Source organism: Yersinia similis, from assembly GCF_001053095.1.
Taxonomy (GTDB): Bacteria; Pseudomonadota; Gammaproteobacteria; order Enterobacterales; family Enterobacteriaceae; genus Yersinia; species Yersinia similis.
Map to the genome: position 1 here is coordinate 36,724 of NZ_CGBP01000034.1, position 17,982 is coordinate 54,705.

Genomic DNA, 17,982 nt, shown 5'->3' on the forward strand with positions numbered 1-17,982 from the left:
CAATTGAAAAAAAACGGGAATCGGCCTATTTTGTCAGAAGCGGGTCGCGCTGTCAGGCGCATAATGACGATTAATTAACGATTAAATAACCAGTTGATGAAGCATAAGGTGAAAACCCATTGACTCGAAAGCGACTGCCCGTATAATCCAACCCGCAACTGACTACCATTAGCGTTCGATGCTACGGTAAATATCAAATGCGCCCTTAGCTCAGTTGGATAGAGCAACGGCCTTCTAAGCCGTAGGTCACAGGTTCGAGCCCTGTAGGGCGTACCATCTCGAAGTAAATAGACGTCAACTGACGTCTTTTTTTATGCCTAAAATTCAGTGCATTATCTGATTTTAGTGTATCTTCAGTCTACCTAACTCTATCGACATCAACCCATATCAAGTACTATTTGTTGGTATATGTGATGGTACATCCCCGTTCAATGAAATCTTATACCAACAGCCAGCAACGGAGAGCCACAAATGGCCTTAACCGATGTAAAGGTAAGAAGTGCAAAGCCTACGGATAAGCCTTACAAGCTTACCGATGGCGAAGGAATGCATTTAATGGTTCATCCAAATGGATCTAAATACTGGCGCTTACAGTACCGCTTTGACGGTAAACAAAAAATGCTGGCGTTGGGTATCTATCCTGAGATTTCGTTATCTGAAGCCAGACAGCGAAGAGATGAAGCTAAACGGCAAGTCGCTAACGCTATCGATCCCAGCGAACAGAAAAAGGTTGAGAAACAAGCTCGCAAAGCGACAGTGGAAAATACCTTCAAAGCGATTGCTCTGGAATGGCATGAGTACAAACGCCCTAACTGGTCGAAGGGTTACGCTGAAGACATTATGGAGGCGTTTGAAAACGATATCTTTCCGGATATCGGTAAACGCCCAATTGCAGAGATAAAGCCTCTGGAGATCCTCAGTTCACTTCGTAAACTCGAAAAACGTGGTGTCCTCGACAAGCTGCGAAAAATCCGTCAGGCCTGCAATCAAGTGTTTCGTTACGCCATTGTCACGGGTCGCGCTGAATCTAACCCAGCCTCAGAACTGGCAAGCGCACTAACTCCGCCAAAATCTGTGCACTATCCTCACCTGTTAGCGGATGAACTTCCTGCTTTTTTAGAGGCTCTCGCCGCTTATTCCGGTAGCCCTGTAACTCGGCTAGCAACAAAGATTCTGATGCTAACGGGCGTTCGTACCATTGAACTCCGCATGGCTGAATGGAAAGAGTTCGATTTCGACAAGCGGGTTTGGGAAGTACCAGTCGAAAGGATGAAGATGCGCCGCCCACATCTGGTGCCATTGTCCGATCAGGTTGTGGCAGCACTACGTGAAATCCAGGCAGTGACAGGTCGCTACAATCTGGTATTTCCTGGGCGTAACGATATCACTAAGCCAATGAGTGAGGCGAGTATCAATCAGGTTCTGAAAAGGGTGGGGTATCACGGGAAGGCTACGGGGCACGGTTTTAGGCACACGATGAGTACTATCCTGCACGAACAAGGCTATAACACAGCGTGGATTGAGCTACAACTTGCTCATGTGGATAAAAACACCATTCGTGGCACGTATAACCATGCACAGTATCTGGAGCAGCGTAGGGAGATGTTGCAGTGGTATGGGGATTTTATCGATACTATTACCAAACCCAAGTTAAAGAATGTTTCATAGTAGGGTAATTATATTTGGCCGTAAAGATGGCCAAATATAATATAAAAATCATTAACTAGAACGTTAAATACTTAGCACAATTATCTGTCCCCTAACGGCACTAAATTTTAACGCTATGGATGGGGACAGAAAAAAGCGTTGTATTGGTAATATTTTACTTAGAGATATTAGTTATAGGTCATCAACGAACTGGTATTCTTGTTAACAGTCGTATCGCGTAATCTGACTTTCGGCTATGTGCTGTGAGTTCAATCAATGTGTTGCATCCATCGGTTGAACTGACAGCCAAAAGCGGACGTTATAACAAATTTGTTTGTGCCACAAAATAATCTAGATTTAGCTTCTTGACTTCTTGACTTCTTGACTTCTTGACTTCTTTTTCTTGTCAGTCGTTGACCTACTTTTCCTAATCTAGCGGAAGCGTACTAATTGCAGGATAGCCAACTCATCCGCATTACCATCACGAACACCCATCTATACTAGATAGCCTCGGGCGGTTTTTACGAAGCTTCTTTCGCCAAGAGCTGCATGTTGAGCGAACTTGTTGTCAAACCGGCTCTGTCAAACCGGTAGCGCATATAGGCCGAGATATCGTCCTCGTGGGAGGAGACAACTAATTGACAATGCTTGAGTTCGCAACGGAGTAGGTCGGTCAAGGAAGCAACGTTGACTTCATCCAGGGATTGCGACGGATCATCAATCAGGATGAGAGGCACCCGAGCGTAGACCTTGTTGAGAGAGAGGAAGAAGGCAAGGCTGAGGGCGGACACTTGACCAGAACTCATGAACATAACTGCGTCGTGCTCAGATTTCTCGGCAGTCAGGAACCTCAACTGCGTACCTTCGCGGCTCTCGATAAACAGACCCAGACCACGCTGATAGTTTTGGATCAGTCGGCCACTGTAGATATGGAATATGAGCTCAATAGCCGAAATTGTCTGGTCGGTATAACGTTGCTCTGTCTTTTTCAGTGTACTGCGGAGCTTTTCGATTTTACCTTGTGCTTTTTGGGCTGCCAGGATTTCTTTTTCGATAAGCTTAAGATCGGTAACGCAGGTTTGGAGCCTGAAGCTTTGAGCCTCGTTAGCTTTAATCGATATGTACTGCTCTTTGTCCTTAAGGTCTTCAGCCGTGATTATGTAGAAGTCCAGCAGGTCTTTGAAGGCGCTGTTTATTGTTTCTCGCCAGTCCTCCGGTAGCGCTAAAGCATCAGCTTCAACCTGTTTTTTATTTCTTAGAATCTCCTTGAGCCTTTCAAGTCGCTCACCTACTACTTCCTCAATTTCCGTAAATGAGTCAATAATTTGAATGTTTTCGCTTTGTAGCTTCTCAAGTAGTTGGGTTATTGCCGGGAGCTGAAGCTTAATTCTCGTCAGTGCTGCATGAAGATTTGGTTCAAATGTAGGTGTGAGAAGTTTCAGGCTGTCTTGTATGTGGGTGTTGATGCGTTTCAGCTCAGCGTTCATAGCAGTGGTAAGGTTAACTAAGTCCCTACCGTCCTGGCTTAGCGAATCAGAGATCTGCTTAGTTCTTGCTTCAATGGTATCCACCATTGATTTGTGATCTTCCCAGTCAGCGCCACAGAGAGGGCACAAATGATCGTCGGGATAGTATTTTTTATGTTCTTCAAGCAGCTGCTTTTTCAGGCGTTCCAATTCGGCTACGACGTTCGCGTTGGTGCTGCTTTTTTCTCCTAGTCTGTTTCGGGATTCAATTTGTAACTCAAACCACTCAAGGCGTCCATCCTCCCAGTTTGGTAGTGATCTGGCTTCTTCGACCTTGATGACCGTGGCACCGCGTTTGATGATGTTTGCTGAGCGCTCTAATTCATCAATCTCCTTCTTGATATCTTCAAGCCCATCAAGCTTGCCAAGGTCTTTACCGAACCGAGCCAAGCTTCTCAGCGATTCTTCATTACGATCGATGTCGGCATCGATTGTCTCGTTGTGAACCCTGGTTGTTATCGTGGATTTGAGTGGCAGAAGGGCAATAATCTTGCGAACTGATTGCTGGTAGGCTGCATAGTCTACCACTGAATACGTTGAGAACAGTATCTCCTTGTCCCATCCTGGTTGGACATCAGTCGTCGAGAGCTTTTTGTACTCAATGATCCCAGCCTCTGCCTGCAATGTGTTTTTTAGGGTAGCTATCTCTTCTTTAAGTGATACTGCTTTTGTCGTGCGTTCAGGATTGTTGATGTACTTTGTGAGTTTACTGTATATGGTGTTGCAGCTTTCGATCTCGGCTTCGATATCGCTGATGTTAAAGAGGTTTCCTAGTTTATCCTTACGTTCGTCTACCCGAGTGTATAACAGCCGGTTTTGTCCTTGCTCCAGATAGTTGAGGAAGGAGAAGTTTTCCCTAAAATTTTTTCCGAAAATTTCGTCAAGGAAGTTGTTGTCGCGCAGATTGATCTTCGTGAAGTTAGATGATTCGAATTCTGGTAGCTCGTAAAGCTTGAAGTTTTCGTATTTGTCTGCACGATTGTTTACTGGTTTTTTGAATATCGCAGCTTGGCAATGTCTGGCTAAAACAAGTTTGCGACCATCATTAGTAAATTCAATCTTAATGCAGAGGTCGTTCTCGCCGGAGCGATTGTTCCAGAAGAGATTATCCGCGTAGTCTCTCTTGTTCCTGGTTAATAATGTATTGAATAGATTTTGTATTCGACTGATCTGGCCGGTGAACAGTAGTTCGATTGCGTCGAAGATGCTTGTTTTGCCATAACCGTTAGGGCCGTCCAGAGTTAGTAAGGACGACTCGCCAAGATCTAAGTAGATATGCTTGAATGCTTTGAAGCTAGAGACTTCAATCTTGGATATTTGCCAGTTCATTGTTAATCATTTCCTTGATAATTTCGTCGGCGTTTTTGTCTGTGACTTTCTGGATAGTCAAATACGTATCGTTCAGACCAGCTTCTGCAACGGCCTCTGCTGCTTGTAACCTCAAGGACACAAGGTTTTCTTGATGGCTAGGTAACTCTAAGAAAGGAAGCTTGATAAAGGTCTTCGCCGCGAAGCTGTATTGTGTGGCGACAAGAGGGTTTTCTTTATATTCAAGAAATTCCTTTTTGTCAGCAATCACAGATACCAGTTTGTCGTAGGTGAAATTAGTGAGCGCGCTTTCTTCCGCAATACTGTAATAGAGGACATATTTTTTATAAAAGTGCGGGTCTTCCTCAATTGCGAAGATTTCTTCTTCGTGATCCTTGAACTTGGCCAGAACGTCAAGGCGATGAATACAAATCAAGTCGCAGTTTTTCTTAAAGCTTGGGTTTCTGAGAAATTCCTCAGGAGCAAGATGATTGATTCTATTATTCAGTTCGGCTGGGTCAAGGAGGTCGTCAAGATTATGTAGGACTGCGAACCTGATAGCAGATCCAGACTCGCGAATATAAAAGCTTGTGTTGTCTAGGTTACGTTTACTCACAAAGTCATGGGCAACAAGTGCTTCATCAATGAGTTGCTTTATCATTCAGTCGTTCCTCCGCATCGTCTTTTGTTATTACGCTAATGCATAGTGACTTGATTATGTTGCTTTCAAGTTTTTCAGTGGTCTGCTTGTTGTCGAAATCATCCGAGTTTGTGAATTTTGTATTAAAGGTGAATGAGGCTTCCGCTTTGCTGGCGATTAAATGGTTATACTCAAAAAGTAGTCTCAGCAAATCACTGTTGTTTTTCATTTCATGGATCATGTCAGACTCACACTCTTCGCTTTCATCTACGTCAAGAGCTGTAGGTACGTAAAACCGATTTTCGCTGTCGAGATAATGCGGAAGATGGTTGAATATGGGCTCCACCGAAATAGCCTGTATTAACTTGGTGTATCTCCTGATGTCGTTCGTCTGAACGTCTTGAAACCGCTCGGATGGCTTCATCATCTGGCATAGGGTTTTTAATTCGTTGATGTGCGTTTCGCGAATATGCTCACACAGACGCCTGGCTCTCTCATAGGCGGCGTCACTCATTGTTGGTAGCGCCTGGTCCAGTCGTTCTTCTAGATGGGTTTGAAGCCTGCCCTTTAACTCAACTGCATAGTAGTCGCGATTCTGATATGGGTTTTCGGCCAGTAAGTCCTCTAGGATATTTTTGGCCTTGATGCAGCCCTCGTATGCAGCTCTGTTTTTTGATATTCCGTCAACTTGATTTAATTTGTGATTATGTATCGCCTTGGTGCTGATTTTTTCTGACAGTAAGCAGTAGTTAAAATTTATAAGGTTTTCACTGAAAGTAATAGACTTCTTCTCACATAACTTTCTTATAAGTTCTTTGGTCAGTCCTTCAATTTCACCTAGGCCACAATGATAGTTGTCTCCGTAGCGGTAGAATTTTACTGTTTCTCCGCTAGCGCCTTTATGATCTTCTATATTTTCTAGCGAGACGGATACGTGGAAGTAACGCATTGTCCCCCTGATTTTGTCGTGTTCGATTAAAGTAGACTGTTCCAATGCCGTGGTGTAGCCACTTCGATATTTACTTATCTTAGCTTTGACTTGATGGGCGGTGTGTAGTTTTCCATTTTTGTAAATAGCGAAGTCGTCACTACTGTCTAGCTGAAGCTCGAAGTCCAAGTCGCCATCATGAATAAGTTTAAGTGAGTGATATAGCGCAATTTTTCCTTGATAAACGAAGCCGCTCCACGAAGATATGGCACTGGCTGGGTATTTCTCATCATCTTTTTGACTCACATGAACTCCTTTCACCGTTAGCGAGCTGTCAGTATAGCGGAAGTATATTTTAGTATTTCAAGGTCTTTGCTTAGTCGCTTCGTTTATTTTGCGAATATATTTTTGGCTATGTTTCCTAAATCACATCTGAGAACAAAAAAATTAACAATTGGTTAAATATCATGAAATTAGAAGATGTGTTAAAGGAGTTTTCCATACATGAGTTAATTAATTGGTTGCCAATTTAGCAAAGATTCTGAATTATTTCTGTTCAAAGAGTGTTGCATCCATCGGTTGAACTCACAGCCAGAAGCGGACATGACCCAGATCGCTAAAGAAGCAGTTACCTGCAGGTATATTGATTCTACTCAAGATGTTGATAATATCAATTTTGGTCAATGCACCTTTAATAGTATCTTGATCCTCCATATTCCATGAGGAAAGCCAACTGACAAGTAGGGCAGGCCTCTAAATAATGAGACCTCCATGTATATATCCAAGCTCAGCCTGCTCAACTATAGAAACTTCGCCAATACAAAGCTGTTGTTCAATAAAGGCACCAACACGATTATTGGTGAAAACGGCGCAGGAAAAACAAATCTCTTCAGAGCCATCAGGCTCTTGCTTGATGACAACATGATTCGTTCGGCTTACCGGCTGGATAAAACTGACTTTCATCGTGGCTTGGGGCAATGGCAGGGGCACTGGATCATCATCAGCCTAGAGTTCGAAGAGATTTCTGCAGATGAAGCAGTCCAGGCTTTATTTCTACACGGTACGGGGCTTGCTGAAAATGTTGGCAAGGCTACCTATAACCTTATTTTTAGGCCGAAGAAGGAAATCAGGCTGCGCCTTTCCCAACTGGATGAAGGTGATCATGCTGGTCTGGACGCTATTCTCGGCCTGGTAACTATTGACGACTACGAAACAATTTTCACGGGGCGCAGCGAAGCGGACTTCAATGATGAAACCTTCTACAGGCAAGTGGTCGGTGACTTCACGAACGTGAGATTTAACAAGGAAACGGAGTTTCGGTGCATTGGTGCCAAAATCCCAAGTGTGCTTTCTGTTTCCAAAGAAATTTCGTTTACCTTCGTTCAGGCGTTACGGGACGTTGTAGCGGAGTTTCACAACAATAGAACCAACCCTCTGCTGACCCTGCTGAAGAGCAAGAGTGGTGATATTGACCCCGTGTTGTTTACCGCTATCACCGATAAGGTAAAAGAGCTCAACGATTCAATCGAGGCACTTCCTGATGTGCAGAATGTGCGCACCGATATCAGCAGCACCATCAAGGATGCTGCAGGCGAGGCGTACTCTCCCTCCTCTCTGTCGATTAAATCTGATCTTCCCGAAGAGGCCGATGAGTTATTTCAGTCTCTCAAGCTGTTCGTCGGCGAGTCCGGCGAAGATCATGAAGGTCCCATTCAGGATTTAAGCTTGGGTGGCGCTAATCTGATCTTCCTTACTCTCAAGTTGCTGGAGTTCAAGTACCGGAAAGCCAGACAGTCAATCGCCAACTTTCTGTTGATCGAGGAACCGGAAGCTCACATCCACACACATATTCAGAAAACGCTATTCGACAGGCTCAATTACGACGACACACAGATCATCTTTTCGACGCATTCGACCCACATCTCTGAAATCAGCAATGTTCAGAATGTAAACATTCTCGGAAGGGACGGGGGGCGGTGTGAAGCTTATCAACCCGCCTCTGGGCTACAGCCTGAAGAGATCGGTAATATTCAGCGCTACCTTGATGCCGTGCGCAGCAACCTGCTGTTTGCCAAGAGTGTCATTCTAGTGGAAGGCGATGCAGAAGAAATTCTGATCCCAATTTTGGTCAAGAAAGTGTTAGGCATCAGCCTGGATGAGCTTGGCATCAGTCTCATCAACATCCGCAGCACCGGTTTTCAGAACGTAGCCGTCCTGTTTCATGATGACCGTATTCGCAAGCGGTGCAGCATCGTCACCGATCTGGACAAATCTATTATTGACACTGAAGCTGTGGAAGGTGAGAGCGAGGCTAGAGCGAAGCGCAAGGCAAAATATCAGGCATCCGAGAAAAAAGGCCTAGCGCGAAAAGTGCAACTGGAAGCTTTTTGCAATGATAATGACTGGATAGCGCCGTTCTTCGCTCCCCACACTTTTGAAGTTGATTTCGTAACTGCCGGGAACTCCCGTAACGTCATAGCAGTACTTCCCGACGTTTACACCGACGTTCCAACTACCGTAAGGGCTAAGGCAAGCCTTAAATCCGGAGATATCACCCGCTATGGCCAACGGGTACTGACTATGGCGGAAAACCAAGGGAAAGGCTGGTTTGCCATCTTACTGGGAAAGAAAATTGATCCGCAAACGGCTATTCCTCGATACATACTCGATGCGATTGCTTTTGCACACCCGGTCGTAAAGAAAGAAGTCTGGTTCAACGTTCTTAGCTATAGACTGAGCTTCATCGAAAAGAACGATTTCTTTGTAGAAGCAGAGGCCGTGGATAACTTCAAAGCAATGTTGCAGCTGTTTAAAAATGGCTACATCGATTTTGCTGGAATTAAAAATGAGATGTTCGCATATTTTCCTGATGATCGTATCAACGATGTACTTGAGGTCTTCTAGCCATGTTCACATGGGATGACGGGGATCTGAATCCTGAGCAAGAGGCAGCTATCCGCGAACCTGGCAGCGTGTTTCTCATTGCCTGCCCCGGTAGCGGAAAAACGCGTACGCTCACCTACAAGATTGCCCATGAATTGTCGCAGTTGGAGTCGAAAAAGCAGTTCATCGTCGCGATCACTTATACCCATCGCGCCGCAGACGAGATCCATGAACGTATCGAAAACCTCGGCGTCGATACATCCAGACTCTGGATAGGCACCATCCATTCATTTTGTCTCGAATGGATATTGAAGCCCTATGGCATCTACCATGAGGCGCTGGATCGCGGCTTTCGTGTCATTGACCTGCATGAGCGAGAAAAGGTGTTGGAGAACCTGTGCCAACCCTATCAGAAGCCCAAAATCACCTTCTGGGACTGCGAGTATTACTTTACCGATGAGGGCTATGTAATTTCGTGCCCACATGACTGGAAACACGCAGGGCTCGCTGAAATTCTGGAGCAATACTTCGACTATCTACGGGAAACTCGGCAGATCGATTTTGAACTGATCCTCTACTACGCCTATCAGCTGATCGCTGCGCAGCCTCAGATCAGTGCCATTCTCGGGCAGCTATTTTCCTTCATACTGGTCGATGAGTATCAGGATACGAAGCGCATTCAGTACTCCATCATCGCGTCCATTCTAAAAGCGGGTCAGGGAACAAAAGCCTTCATTGTCGGCGACCCAAACCAGGCCATCTATGAATCACTCGGTGGGTACCCAATCGCCTTCGAGGAGTTTCAGTCGATGGCTGGCATCAAGCTGGAAGAGCTAGAACTTTCCCAGAACTATCGTTCTTCCGAACGTATTATCGACTACTTCGCAAACTACAACGTATACGACACGCGTATCGAGGCAGCATCCAACGACAAGGCTTACTCCAGTCTGATTTCGTTCAATGACTCGGTAACCAAAGACGGCCTAGAAGATGAGTTGATCCGACTCATCCGTTTCAATATCGAGACTATTGGCATTCCCCCTCATGAGGTTTGCATCCTCGCGCCTCAGTGGATGCACCTGGCAAGCATGACTCGCCGCTTGGTCGCGAGCATGCCCGAGTATGCGTTTGACGGTCCCGGCATGGTACCGTTCGCGCGAGATCTGGATAATTTTTGGTACAAGCTCTCAAGGATCGCACTTACACAGGCGTCTCCAAGCATGTACGTGCGCAGACTGCGTTGGGCTGGCGAGGTTCTCAGTGATCTTGAGGGAGTAGGCGCGAACGTATCGATGCTCACGAGGCAGAGCTTGTTGAGAGAGTGTAATGCCATCACCATTGATGCTATGGATGGGCTGGTTTATCTCAGGTTCTTCTTCGATAAGCTATTTTCGAATCTCGCTTTTGACATTCAAGCATTCACGCAGCTTCACGAGCATTACGAGGCGTTCTTCGAAAGCTCGCAGGCAAGGATCGACAGACTGAAGAAGGAAGGCACAGAAATGATCGGAGACATTGCCACCTTCAGGAAGGTTTTCCAGAGTCGAATCGGCATCACGATATCAACGATTCACGGCATCAAAGGGGCGGAGTTCGATGCTGTCATTGCCTATGCACTTCTGGAGAACATGCTGCCAAACAGAAATGACCAGAATGGGCAAGATAGCGCGATGAAACTTCTGTATGTCATTGGTTCTCGTGCACGGAAAAACCTGCATCTTATCTCTGAGCGTGGGCGCATCGACAAATTCACTCGTGCGGAATACCAAGCGACTAAAAAGCTCAATGCATGCCGCTTTGAATACGACCAAATACCATAAGTGATAATAACTAAACTGGGCATGTAAGATCAAATGTCAACCGAGGTACTGAGTGACACAATACAGAGTGGAGTGATAATGGATGGCAAAATTAAAGAGTGTAGTGAGTATTGAAACGTTAGCACAAAAAATCTCCCGATTGAGAACTGGCTGGATTCTGGTACAGATAATAAGTCAAGCAACGTTCAGGGAAACGGTAGTTTTATCTGACGACTGTTCAGGTGGACTGCGTCAATAATGACCCTGGTGAGGCGCTGACGCAGTGCCTGAATTCACTGTGCGCTAACTCAGGACACAGCAGAGTATGATTACTTAGAAGGCATACCGTACGCCCAGCATCACATCATTCGACGTCACCGAAACTTTCGCTGTTTTACCACTTCCCTTAGGGGGCGTGTAATTTGCTTCAACATCTCCGGCATCGAGGTAACGGTAACTCAGGTCCATACTCACGCTATCAGTGACCGCCCAGTTAATCCCCGCGCCAACCGTCCAGGCAAAGTTGGTCGTACTGCCAGAATGGTTACCGCTTCTTACCGAACCATCAACGATACCCGTGCTGATTTGGGTATCGGTATTGACTGTATGGTGGTCCAACGACAGATGACTGACCCCAATCCCGGCAGAAACCCACGGCGTGAAGGGGGTGCTGTTACGTACATCCCAGTAGGCATTCATCAGCACAGTCTGGAGCTGAACCTCCAAGCTGTTCTCTGTTTTACCGTCGAAATCGGGATAGCCCCAGGGGGCTTGATTGTAAGTCAGGCTGTTATTGGAATGGGCTTTCCCGTAACCGGTATATTCCAACTCCAAACGCACCGGCGCATTGAACTGCGAGTAAAAATCGTAACCCGCTGCCAGAGAGCCTGCAAAATTACTGTCACGTTGACGACCAAAATCATCCGAGCTCCCGTCTGATGCATAGCTCAGGGATTGATTACCGAGATTCATTATCCCCACCCCCACCTTACCCGAAAGGTAGACCCCGTTTTCAGGGGCAGCAACCGCAGAGGCAGACACCAGTACCAGTAAACCCGACAGCAACGTTTTATTGAATATCATGACATTTCCTTGTGAGTAGAGTCATGGGCAGTGATAACACCTCGGGGTCCAGGCTCTGACAACAGAGCTATTGTCACAACGACAGGCATAAGCGCTTAAAGAGTCGACTGTCCTTGTTACCCATCATGTTATCGCCACACACCTTATTGATAGAATATAACGATCGATAATATACTATTGATCGTTACGGCCGATCAATTAAAAATGTAAATATCAATAAAAACATGCTGGTGTCGGAAAACTCACCACGCTTATACGAGGTTGCAGGGCATGTTCTCGCCAATCAGTGAAAGTGCTATTTTTTCTTTTGGCGAAGGGGGGTAATGGTCACCGAAACGGTACCAGTCGTGGGTAGTGATCAATTGCTGCCCAGAGCACAAGGTTGGTTCGCTGCGCATTGGTCAGTCTTTCATTAAGTCATTCCGTGGGAAACCTCTGCCTGAGTTGAGAATAGCGCCAGTCAAAAGAAGGGAATACCACGTAATTAAATCGAGAGGCCGGGCTGAGTACCGGCCCATCTCACAGAGCCGGTCGTTATAGTAACGTCTCAGTACTGGCTGCAACCAAATGAACGTTCTGCGCTGCTGTAGCGTTTGGTTCGCTCTTTCGCCATGTAACTCAGACGGAAAGTCAGTGCATCCAGCGTGTTCCTGAAATCTGTTTTTTTGAGATCTAAGAAACTCATAGGGTTATCTGGAAAGTGAGCCAGTTCCCAGTATTCCTGGTAGTCACGCATCCTCAACGCACTTAACCACGCTTTCTGGATAAGCGAGGCCAGACCCGTCCCGTTTGTATCGTAGCTACCCAGTGAGTTAAAACTGTCGGTATTGACGAGCAGGGCAATATGATAATGCTTTTTACCCGCCAGGTCGGGTTGCTCCCTGACCCAAATATATCGTAGGGTACTGCGGTGTATTCGCTTTCCTTCTCTGGCCTTTCTTTGTAAGTAAGTGGTGATTTTTTCCTTCAACGATTCGATGAAACGAGACATCAGCCCCTGGCTTAGATCCGGGGCAGAGAGAATGCTATCACCAATATCGCGGTATTCAGGCATACGGAGGTCTACTCGAATGACTGTCGTCTGCGGGTGCTCTCCCTGCGCGTAACATAGCACTTCCGCAATTCGTTGCAGGTAAGCTACGTTGAAGGGTGCCTGGCTTGGGTCGAGCTTCATCGGGTGAGTATTATCGAACAAAAACATAATAGTTTCCTCCACCTGTAGGGAAACAGCAGGCATAGTGCTGCCTTCCTGAAACACAGACAGGCATAGTGATTGGGAGATTTAGGGAGTAACGCTGATAGGGATATTGATTACAGCCTTATGCTCATTTAGGTATTTATTTAAGTAGCTGTATAATATTGATATTAATAGATTATTGGGTACATGCTTAACAGGCATATGGATACCCATGCTGATAATAGGTATATATTACCTATCCGACACTCATGCACGTTCACTGAACCTTACACCACACCGCTTAACACACTGATTTATTAGCTAAAATAACTCCGAAGTTAACTGTTCCATACAATATGTCTTTACCCTGGAATGGCGGTCTACCCCGTCAGCATTTCGAGTGGCTTAAATCAGCGGATCGAGTACAGTGCGGTAGGCAAAGCAGACATACTCATCCATCATGCTGGTGAGCCTGTGGTTCTCAGTCTGCCGGTCATTAACCCAGTTATTGACCTCCTCGCCTGATTTTAACTTCAGATTTTCAATCCAGTCAGCAAGACTATTTCCCAGCATCAAATCATACCAGCACAGCCAGACAAGCTTGAGACGGAGCTCAGTTCCTCTGAATTGCTGAAATAGGCTGGTGAGTTTATTTGCCAGTGAACGTTGTTTTAAACGGACACATTCGGAAAGTAAAATACCCTCCAGCATGGGGTGATGGACGAGTAAATGTTCCTGCGTACATAAACTAACGCTCAGGTCGTCCTCAAGGGATAATGATGCTGCCGATGTTTTACCGTAAATGATCCGGTGCAGGCATTGCGGAACAATCGCAATAACCGGGTCTTTTCCAGGAAATTGCAGACATCCTACGGTCAGAGCATGGGTGTAATAAATATTCTGATGACACATACCTTGGCGAACGGCCAGCTTTGTAAAATCCATCAGCCAGGTCTGGTAATATTTGTGAAGCTCTTCATAGCGGGTTTTATAATCTTTCATGGTTTAAATATTCCTTCGGGTATGAATGACAGGCAGCAGAAAATCTCCGGGTAGCCGGATAATTCTGCATGCAGTAGAGTTATTTCAGATTAAGGGCTTACTGGCGGGATAGATTAATTCGTTCCTGCAACCAGGCTTCCACTTCACTTTGCAACCAGCGGGAACTACGCCCCAGTTTTATGGGTTTGGGAAAGGCACCATCTTTGATGAGCCGGTATATCCACTTATCGCTGACGCCTAACAGACGGGTAATGAAAGCCATATTAACAAACTGGTCTTCAAGCAGTGAGGGTTTAATATTCATATTGCGATTCTCCGGTAGGTAAAGGTAAGCCGGAGTCGTGGTTGATGATTATTCATGCCAGCTCCAACATACCAACCGGTGAATCTGTAAAAAAGTTGAAGGTCATTGACCTCCATGCCACCACGTACCTATAGACGAATTAAATGCTTAGTGCCGCCCTCCATACAGATCCTCTCGTTATCCGCTACTGAGTTCCCTGAACACCACTGACTTGCACCAATATATTTGCTGCCATTGAGAACCGCATTAAGCGAAGTTTTTGGCAATGAATCTAAAAAGGCAGTTATGTGCAGAATTGTATAAAAAACCTGTTCCTGTGCTCGGTGGTTCCTGAACGGTCGAAGTGAATTGATAGTTGAGGGGAACGACAGCAACTTCTGACGAAGATTTTGTGCAGAACATCATGGGGGGTGGTTTCATTGTATGTTATAAACAGTAATACACGATCTCGGTATATATATACTGGAGTAGTGTTGTGTAACTAATTGATATTATATCTATGAAATGAAAATTAACCCTACGATTTTACTGTGTTTTTACTGTGTTTTTACTGTCGTATTTACTTTCAAGAAAGTATGATTTACATCTAAACTTGCTTCATTTACTCTTGAACGAAATGATGGGAAACAAGCGTTTTTTTGGATGAGGGGGAAGAAGTCATGGAGGTCGATGAGCGGGAGATGCGAGAAAGACGAAAGAGACAGGCAAGCCGTCTAAAGTGGCTAAAGACAAATCCGAGGGCAATGCATTTCTTTCTCTTTCATTTACTGACGAAGGCAACATCTTTAGCTAATGAGAGCATTCAACAAACAAAGTCTAAGTTAGCGCCACCGTCTCCTGGCAATGACCTCGGTTTAATACTCTGTGCTGAAAACATGGGATACAATAAATCGTATGGAGCAAAGTTTCTTATGTCACAGTACGTTCCTGATATGCCAGAGGGGGTGGATACTAAAGAAAATAGTAAAGTCGAACACGTTCAACCACAAACGTTAATGGCCACTGCGGGGAATAAAAAAGAAACGAATTCGCAGCGTCAGGTACGACTAAAATGCTACCAGGCTAATGGGTTGGATTTCTCAAGAATAAAAAATAGTGATGTTATTCCTGATGCAATGGAGGGGGCTATTGATATTCTTCTGACGTTTTATTCCTCTATTAATCTACGCAGTAAGGTTATAACAGAAGTCGTGTCTGCCTGGGCTAATGTCAGTAACCAGTTCCCTAATGTATTTTCATGGCTCGACAAGAATAATGAAAAGCAATGTCAGTGGGTCTGGGAGCAAATGAGAAAAAAATATATTTCCATTGATACTAAACCAGTTTCCTGCGAGCAGCGCTATCATTTTATTATTGCCATCTTTGATAACTGGACAGGCTGGAGTCATGAGCAACTGGGTTACCTGAAAGAAAATAAAAGAAGAAATACTGTAAAATTGGACTCTACAGAACTGGGTGGTAGTAGAATTTTACATCACAAAGAAATATTGCTTGAAGAACTGGGGAAAGCCTGGGAGCAAAAATCCCGTAGGAAAAAGAATAAAGATACTGCTTCACCTTTAAAGCTGAATAAAATATACCAAAAAAAACTGAGTCAGATTGCTGAAGATAAAAGCATGACGCTGGATGAGGCACTCAAATGTCTCATCGACAATGAGTTATTACGTGTGAGCATGTTGAAGACTAGATAGTATAAAATCGGATGTGGTGCAGGACACACATCTACACATCATTCCAAATAATTTCAGACAGATATTATCTCCATGAATCACCCCCGAAGCCTTCCTGGCTCGGGGGTTTTGTTTTTCTGTCTGAGGTCGTTTCATGAAAAAATCAGAAGGTCTGCAGGCCATCGAAAAACCGCTGGCGTCACTCCCCCATGCCATTAGAAAACATATTCTTGACCATATCCAAAAGCTCACTCGCTACGAGCCCGTTATCGGCATTATGGGAAAAACCGGCGCTGGTAAATCGTCTCTCTGTAACGCTTTGTTCCAAAGCGAGGTCACGCCCGTCAGTGATGTCGATGCCTGCACCCGTGACGTACAGCGATTGCGGCTGAGCAGTGGCGACCACAGCCTGATACTGGTAGACCTACCCGGTGTAGGTGAGAGTGAGCAACGGGATAGCGAATATGAATCTCTGTATCGCAATATCCTCCCTGAGCTGGATCTCATTCTGTGGGTCATCAAAGCCGACGATCGGGCGTTCTCCGTAGATGAACGTTTCTACCGTCGAGTGATGGCGGGATACCAACAACGGGTGCTGTTTGTCGTCAACCAGGCTGACAAAATCGAACCCTGTCATGAATGGAACGCCATCAGCAATACACCATCACCGAACCAGTCGGCGAATATTGAGGCCAGGCTGGATTCCATTCGTCAGTTGTTTTCACCGCATCATCCGGTGTGCACGGTCTCAGCCAAGACAGATTGGAATCTGCCCTCCATGGTCGACACGATGATGCGCTGCCTGCCTGACCGTGCCACCAGCCCACTGGCGACGCAACTGCACGGGAGGTTATGCAGTGAACCGGTAAAAAAGCAGGCGCGTGAGCGCTTTGGTGATGCGGTGGGAGAGGCCTTTGATTCAGCAGGATCGGCGTCATTCATTCCTGCACCACTAAAAGCGCTTATCCGTACCGTCCGCAATACCGTGGTATCCGTTGCCCGTGCAGTATGGGACTGGATTTTCTTCTGAACAGACGCATCTGCCATTATCACTGGGACATACCCTGTCCGTTTTAACGTTTTATCACTTACCGAATGGGGCCTGTTTTCTCCTCAGGCCCCGCCACGGCTGATATTGGCCACAGTAAAAAATACGTCTTCTCGTGTCCATTCCCTGTCCCACCCCCTCGTTAAAATAACCGCTTTATTTTCAACTCATTATCTCACTGGAGAACCTGTCTCATGGCTCAGGTTGAACGCCGTCATGACCGGCTTGCCGTCAGGCTGTCGTTAATTATCAGTCGCCTGGTAGCAGGTGAAACGCTAAACATGCAAACGCTGGCAACTGAGTTTGGCGTGTCGGTTCGTACCCTGCGGCGGGATTTTCGCGAACGTCTGATATATCTGGACCTGGAGTATCGCAAAGGTCAGTGTCGTTTGTTGTCCGGCAGTCGCCAACGGGAACTGGCGGTGATGACATTTGCCCGCCAGTCGGGCGTTGAAGCACTGTTCCCTGATATGGATAACTATCTGGTCACTTCACTGTTGAGTGGGCCGGGGGAGTCTCCCTGTCTTATCTGGCAGGGAGCAGCACAGCTGTCATCCCCAGACTCGGGCATATTCACCCAACTGGTGAGCGCGGTATCGGAACACCGGAAGGTGACGCTACTGGGAAGCGGTTGTCGTTGCACAGACCTTGCTCCCTATCGCCTGGTTCTACGTGAGGGCGAATGGTATCTGACGGGTGAGCATCAGGCCCGGATTGCCGTGTTTCCGCTGGCGGATATTCGGGCAGTCACGCTCCATAACGACAGCTTTGCTCCGGATATCGCCGTACGCAACCTTCTCTCCCGCCCAGATTTTCTTCAGGCTTTACCCCACTTTCGCCTTTTTTACTCACTGCCTGCCGCCACTGACGGCGGGCTTATACCTCAGAAGGAATAACTACGATGAAATTGTTTACCGCTACTGTGTTGGTCGCCAGTCTGTGCCTTGGCACGACTTTCCCCTCTGCC

The 17,982-nt window shown here is 46.1% G+C and carries 14 protein-coding genes and 1 tRNA gene; 7 read left to right on the forward strand and 8 right to left on the reverse strand.

The features are described from left to right. The first annotated feature begins 199 nt into the window (after positions 1 to 199). Both AC971_RS18645 and AC971_RS18650 read left to right on the forward strand, forming a co-directional pair. A tRNA-Arg gene (locus tag AC971_RS18645) sits at positions 200 to 276 on the forward strand. 195 nt (positions 277 to 471) lie between these two features. Further along, a complete protein-coding gene (locus AC971_RS18650; protein WP_025382912.1) occupies positions 472 to 1,668 on the forward strand; it encodes a tyrosine-type recombinase/integrase in 1,197 nt (398 codons plus the stop codon). A gap of 500 nt (positions 1,669 to 2,168) precedes the next feature. Here the strand turns inward: AC971_RS18650 and AC971_RS18655 are convergent, their stop codons facing one another. From AC971_RS18655 to AC971_RS18665, 3 genes are read right to left on the reverse strand one after another with little or no spacing between them, the layout of a single operon-like run. Continuing rightward, the gene (locus AC971_RS18655) at positions 2,169 to 4,502 is read right to left on the reverse strand and encodes an AAA family ATPase (protein ID WP_025382913.1); all 2,334 of its coding nucleotides are present in this window, start codon (positions 4,500 to 4,502) and stop codon (positions 2,169 to 2,171) included. Then, positions 4,477 to 5,142 (reverse strand): ABC-three component system middle component 1, encoded by a 666-nt coding sequence (locus AC971_RS18660; RefSeq protein WP_025382914.1) that lies wholly within the window; start codon positions 5,140 to 5,142, stop codon positions 4,477 to 4,479. The genes AC971_RS18655 and AC971_RS18660 overlap by 26 nt, the downstream gene beginning before the upstream one ends. Beyond that, positions 5,123 to 6,355, reverse strand: a complete 1,233-nt coding sequence (locus tag AC971_RS18665; RefSeq protein WP_025382915.1) for an ABC-three component system protein — start codon at positions 6,353 to 6,355, stop codon at positions 5,123 to 5,125. The genes AC971_RS18660 and AC971_RS18665 overlap by 20 nt, the downstream gene beginning before the upstream one ends. Before the next feature lie 465 nt (positions 6,356 to 6,820). On the opposite strand from AC971_RS18665, the gene AC971_RS18670 reads away from it, so the two are divergent. Beyond that, entirely contained in the window at positions 6,821 to 8,953 is a 2,133-nt protein-coding gene (locus AC971_RS18670) for an ATP-dependent nuclease (protein ID WP_025382916.1), read from the forward strand. A gap of 2 nt (positions 8,954 to 8,955) precedes the next feature. Next, the gene (locus AC971_RS18675; protein ID WP_025382917.1) at positions 8,956 to 10,752 is read left to right on the forward strand and encodes a UvrD-helicase domain-containing protein; all 1,797 of its coding nucleotides are present in this window, start codon (positions 8,956 to 8,958) and stop codon (positions 10,750 to 10,752) included. A 312-nt stretch (positions 10,753 to 11,064) separates the two neighbouring features. Here the strand turns inward: AC971_RS18675 and AC971_RS18680 are convergent, their stop codons facing one another. From AC971_RS18680 to AC971_RS18695, 5 genes are all read right to left on the reverse strand, one after another. Beyond that, positions 11,065 to 11,814, reverse strand: coding sequence for an outer membrane protein (locus tag AC971_RS18680; protein ID WP_025382918.1), 750 nt, complete (start codon positions 11,812 to 11,814; stop codon positions 11,065 to 11,067). Between the two features lie 251 nt (positions 11,815 to 12,065). Beyond that, a complete protein-coding gene (locus tag AC971_RS24465; RefSeq protein ID WP_156170248.1) occupies positions 12,066 to 12,212 on the reverse strand; it encodes a hypothetical protein in 147 nt (48 codons plus the stop codon). Between the two features lie 149 nt (positions 12,213 to 12,361). Then, complete coding sequence (locus AC971_RS18685) at positions 12,362 to 13,015, reverse strand: inovirus Gp2 family protein (RefSeq protein WP_174407868.1); 654 nt, start codon at positions 13,013 to 13,015, stop codon at positions 12,362 to 12,364. 381 nt (positions 13,016 to 13,396) lie between these two features. Further along, positions 13,397 to 13,993: a hypothetical protein gene (locus AC971_RS18690; RefSeq protein ID WP_025382920.1), complete on the reverse strand. Its 597-nt coding sequence runs from the start codon at positions 13,991 to 13,993 to the stop codon at positions 13,397 to 13,399. A gap of 97 nt (positions 13,994 to 14,090) precedes the next feature. Then, positions 14,091 to 14,297: a helix-turn-helix transcriptional regulator gene (locus AC971_RS18695; protein WP_025382921.1), complete on the reverse strand. Its 207-nt coding sequence runs from the start codon at positions 14,295 to 14,297 to the stop codon at positions 14,091 to 14,093. Positions 14,298 to 14,956: 659 nt separating this feature from the next. Between AC971_RS18695 and AC971_RS25315 the strand changes: the two genes are divergently transcribed. The 3 genes from AC971_RS25315 to AC971_RS18710 all read left to right on the forward strand — a co-directional run bounded on the left by AC971_RS25315 (position 14,957) and on the right by AC971_RS18710 (position 17,911). After that, complete coding sequence (locus AC971_RS25315) at positions 14,957 to 15,988, forward strand: hypothetical protein (RefSeq protein WP_025382922.1); 1,032 nt, start codon at positions 14,957 to 14,959, stop codon at positions 15,986 to 15,988. Positions 15,989 to 16,121: 133 nt separating this feature from the next. Then, positions 16,122 to 16,997, forward strand: a complete 876-nt coding sequence (locus AC971_RS18705) for a GTPase family protein (protein WP_025382923.1) — start codon at positions 16,122 to 16,124, stop codon at positions 16,995 to 16,997. Positions 16,998 to 17,209: 212 nt separating this feature from the next. Next, positions 17,210 to 17,911, forward strand: coding sequence for a WYL domain-containing protein (locus AC971_RS18710; RefSeq protein ID WP_025382924.1), 702 nt, complete (start codon positions 17,210 to 17,212; stop codon positions 17,909 to 17,911). The last annotated feature ends 71 nt before the right edge of the window (positions 17,912 to 17,982 follow it).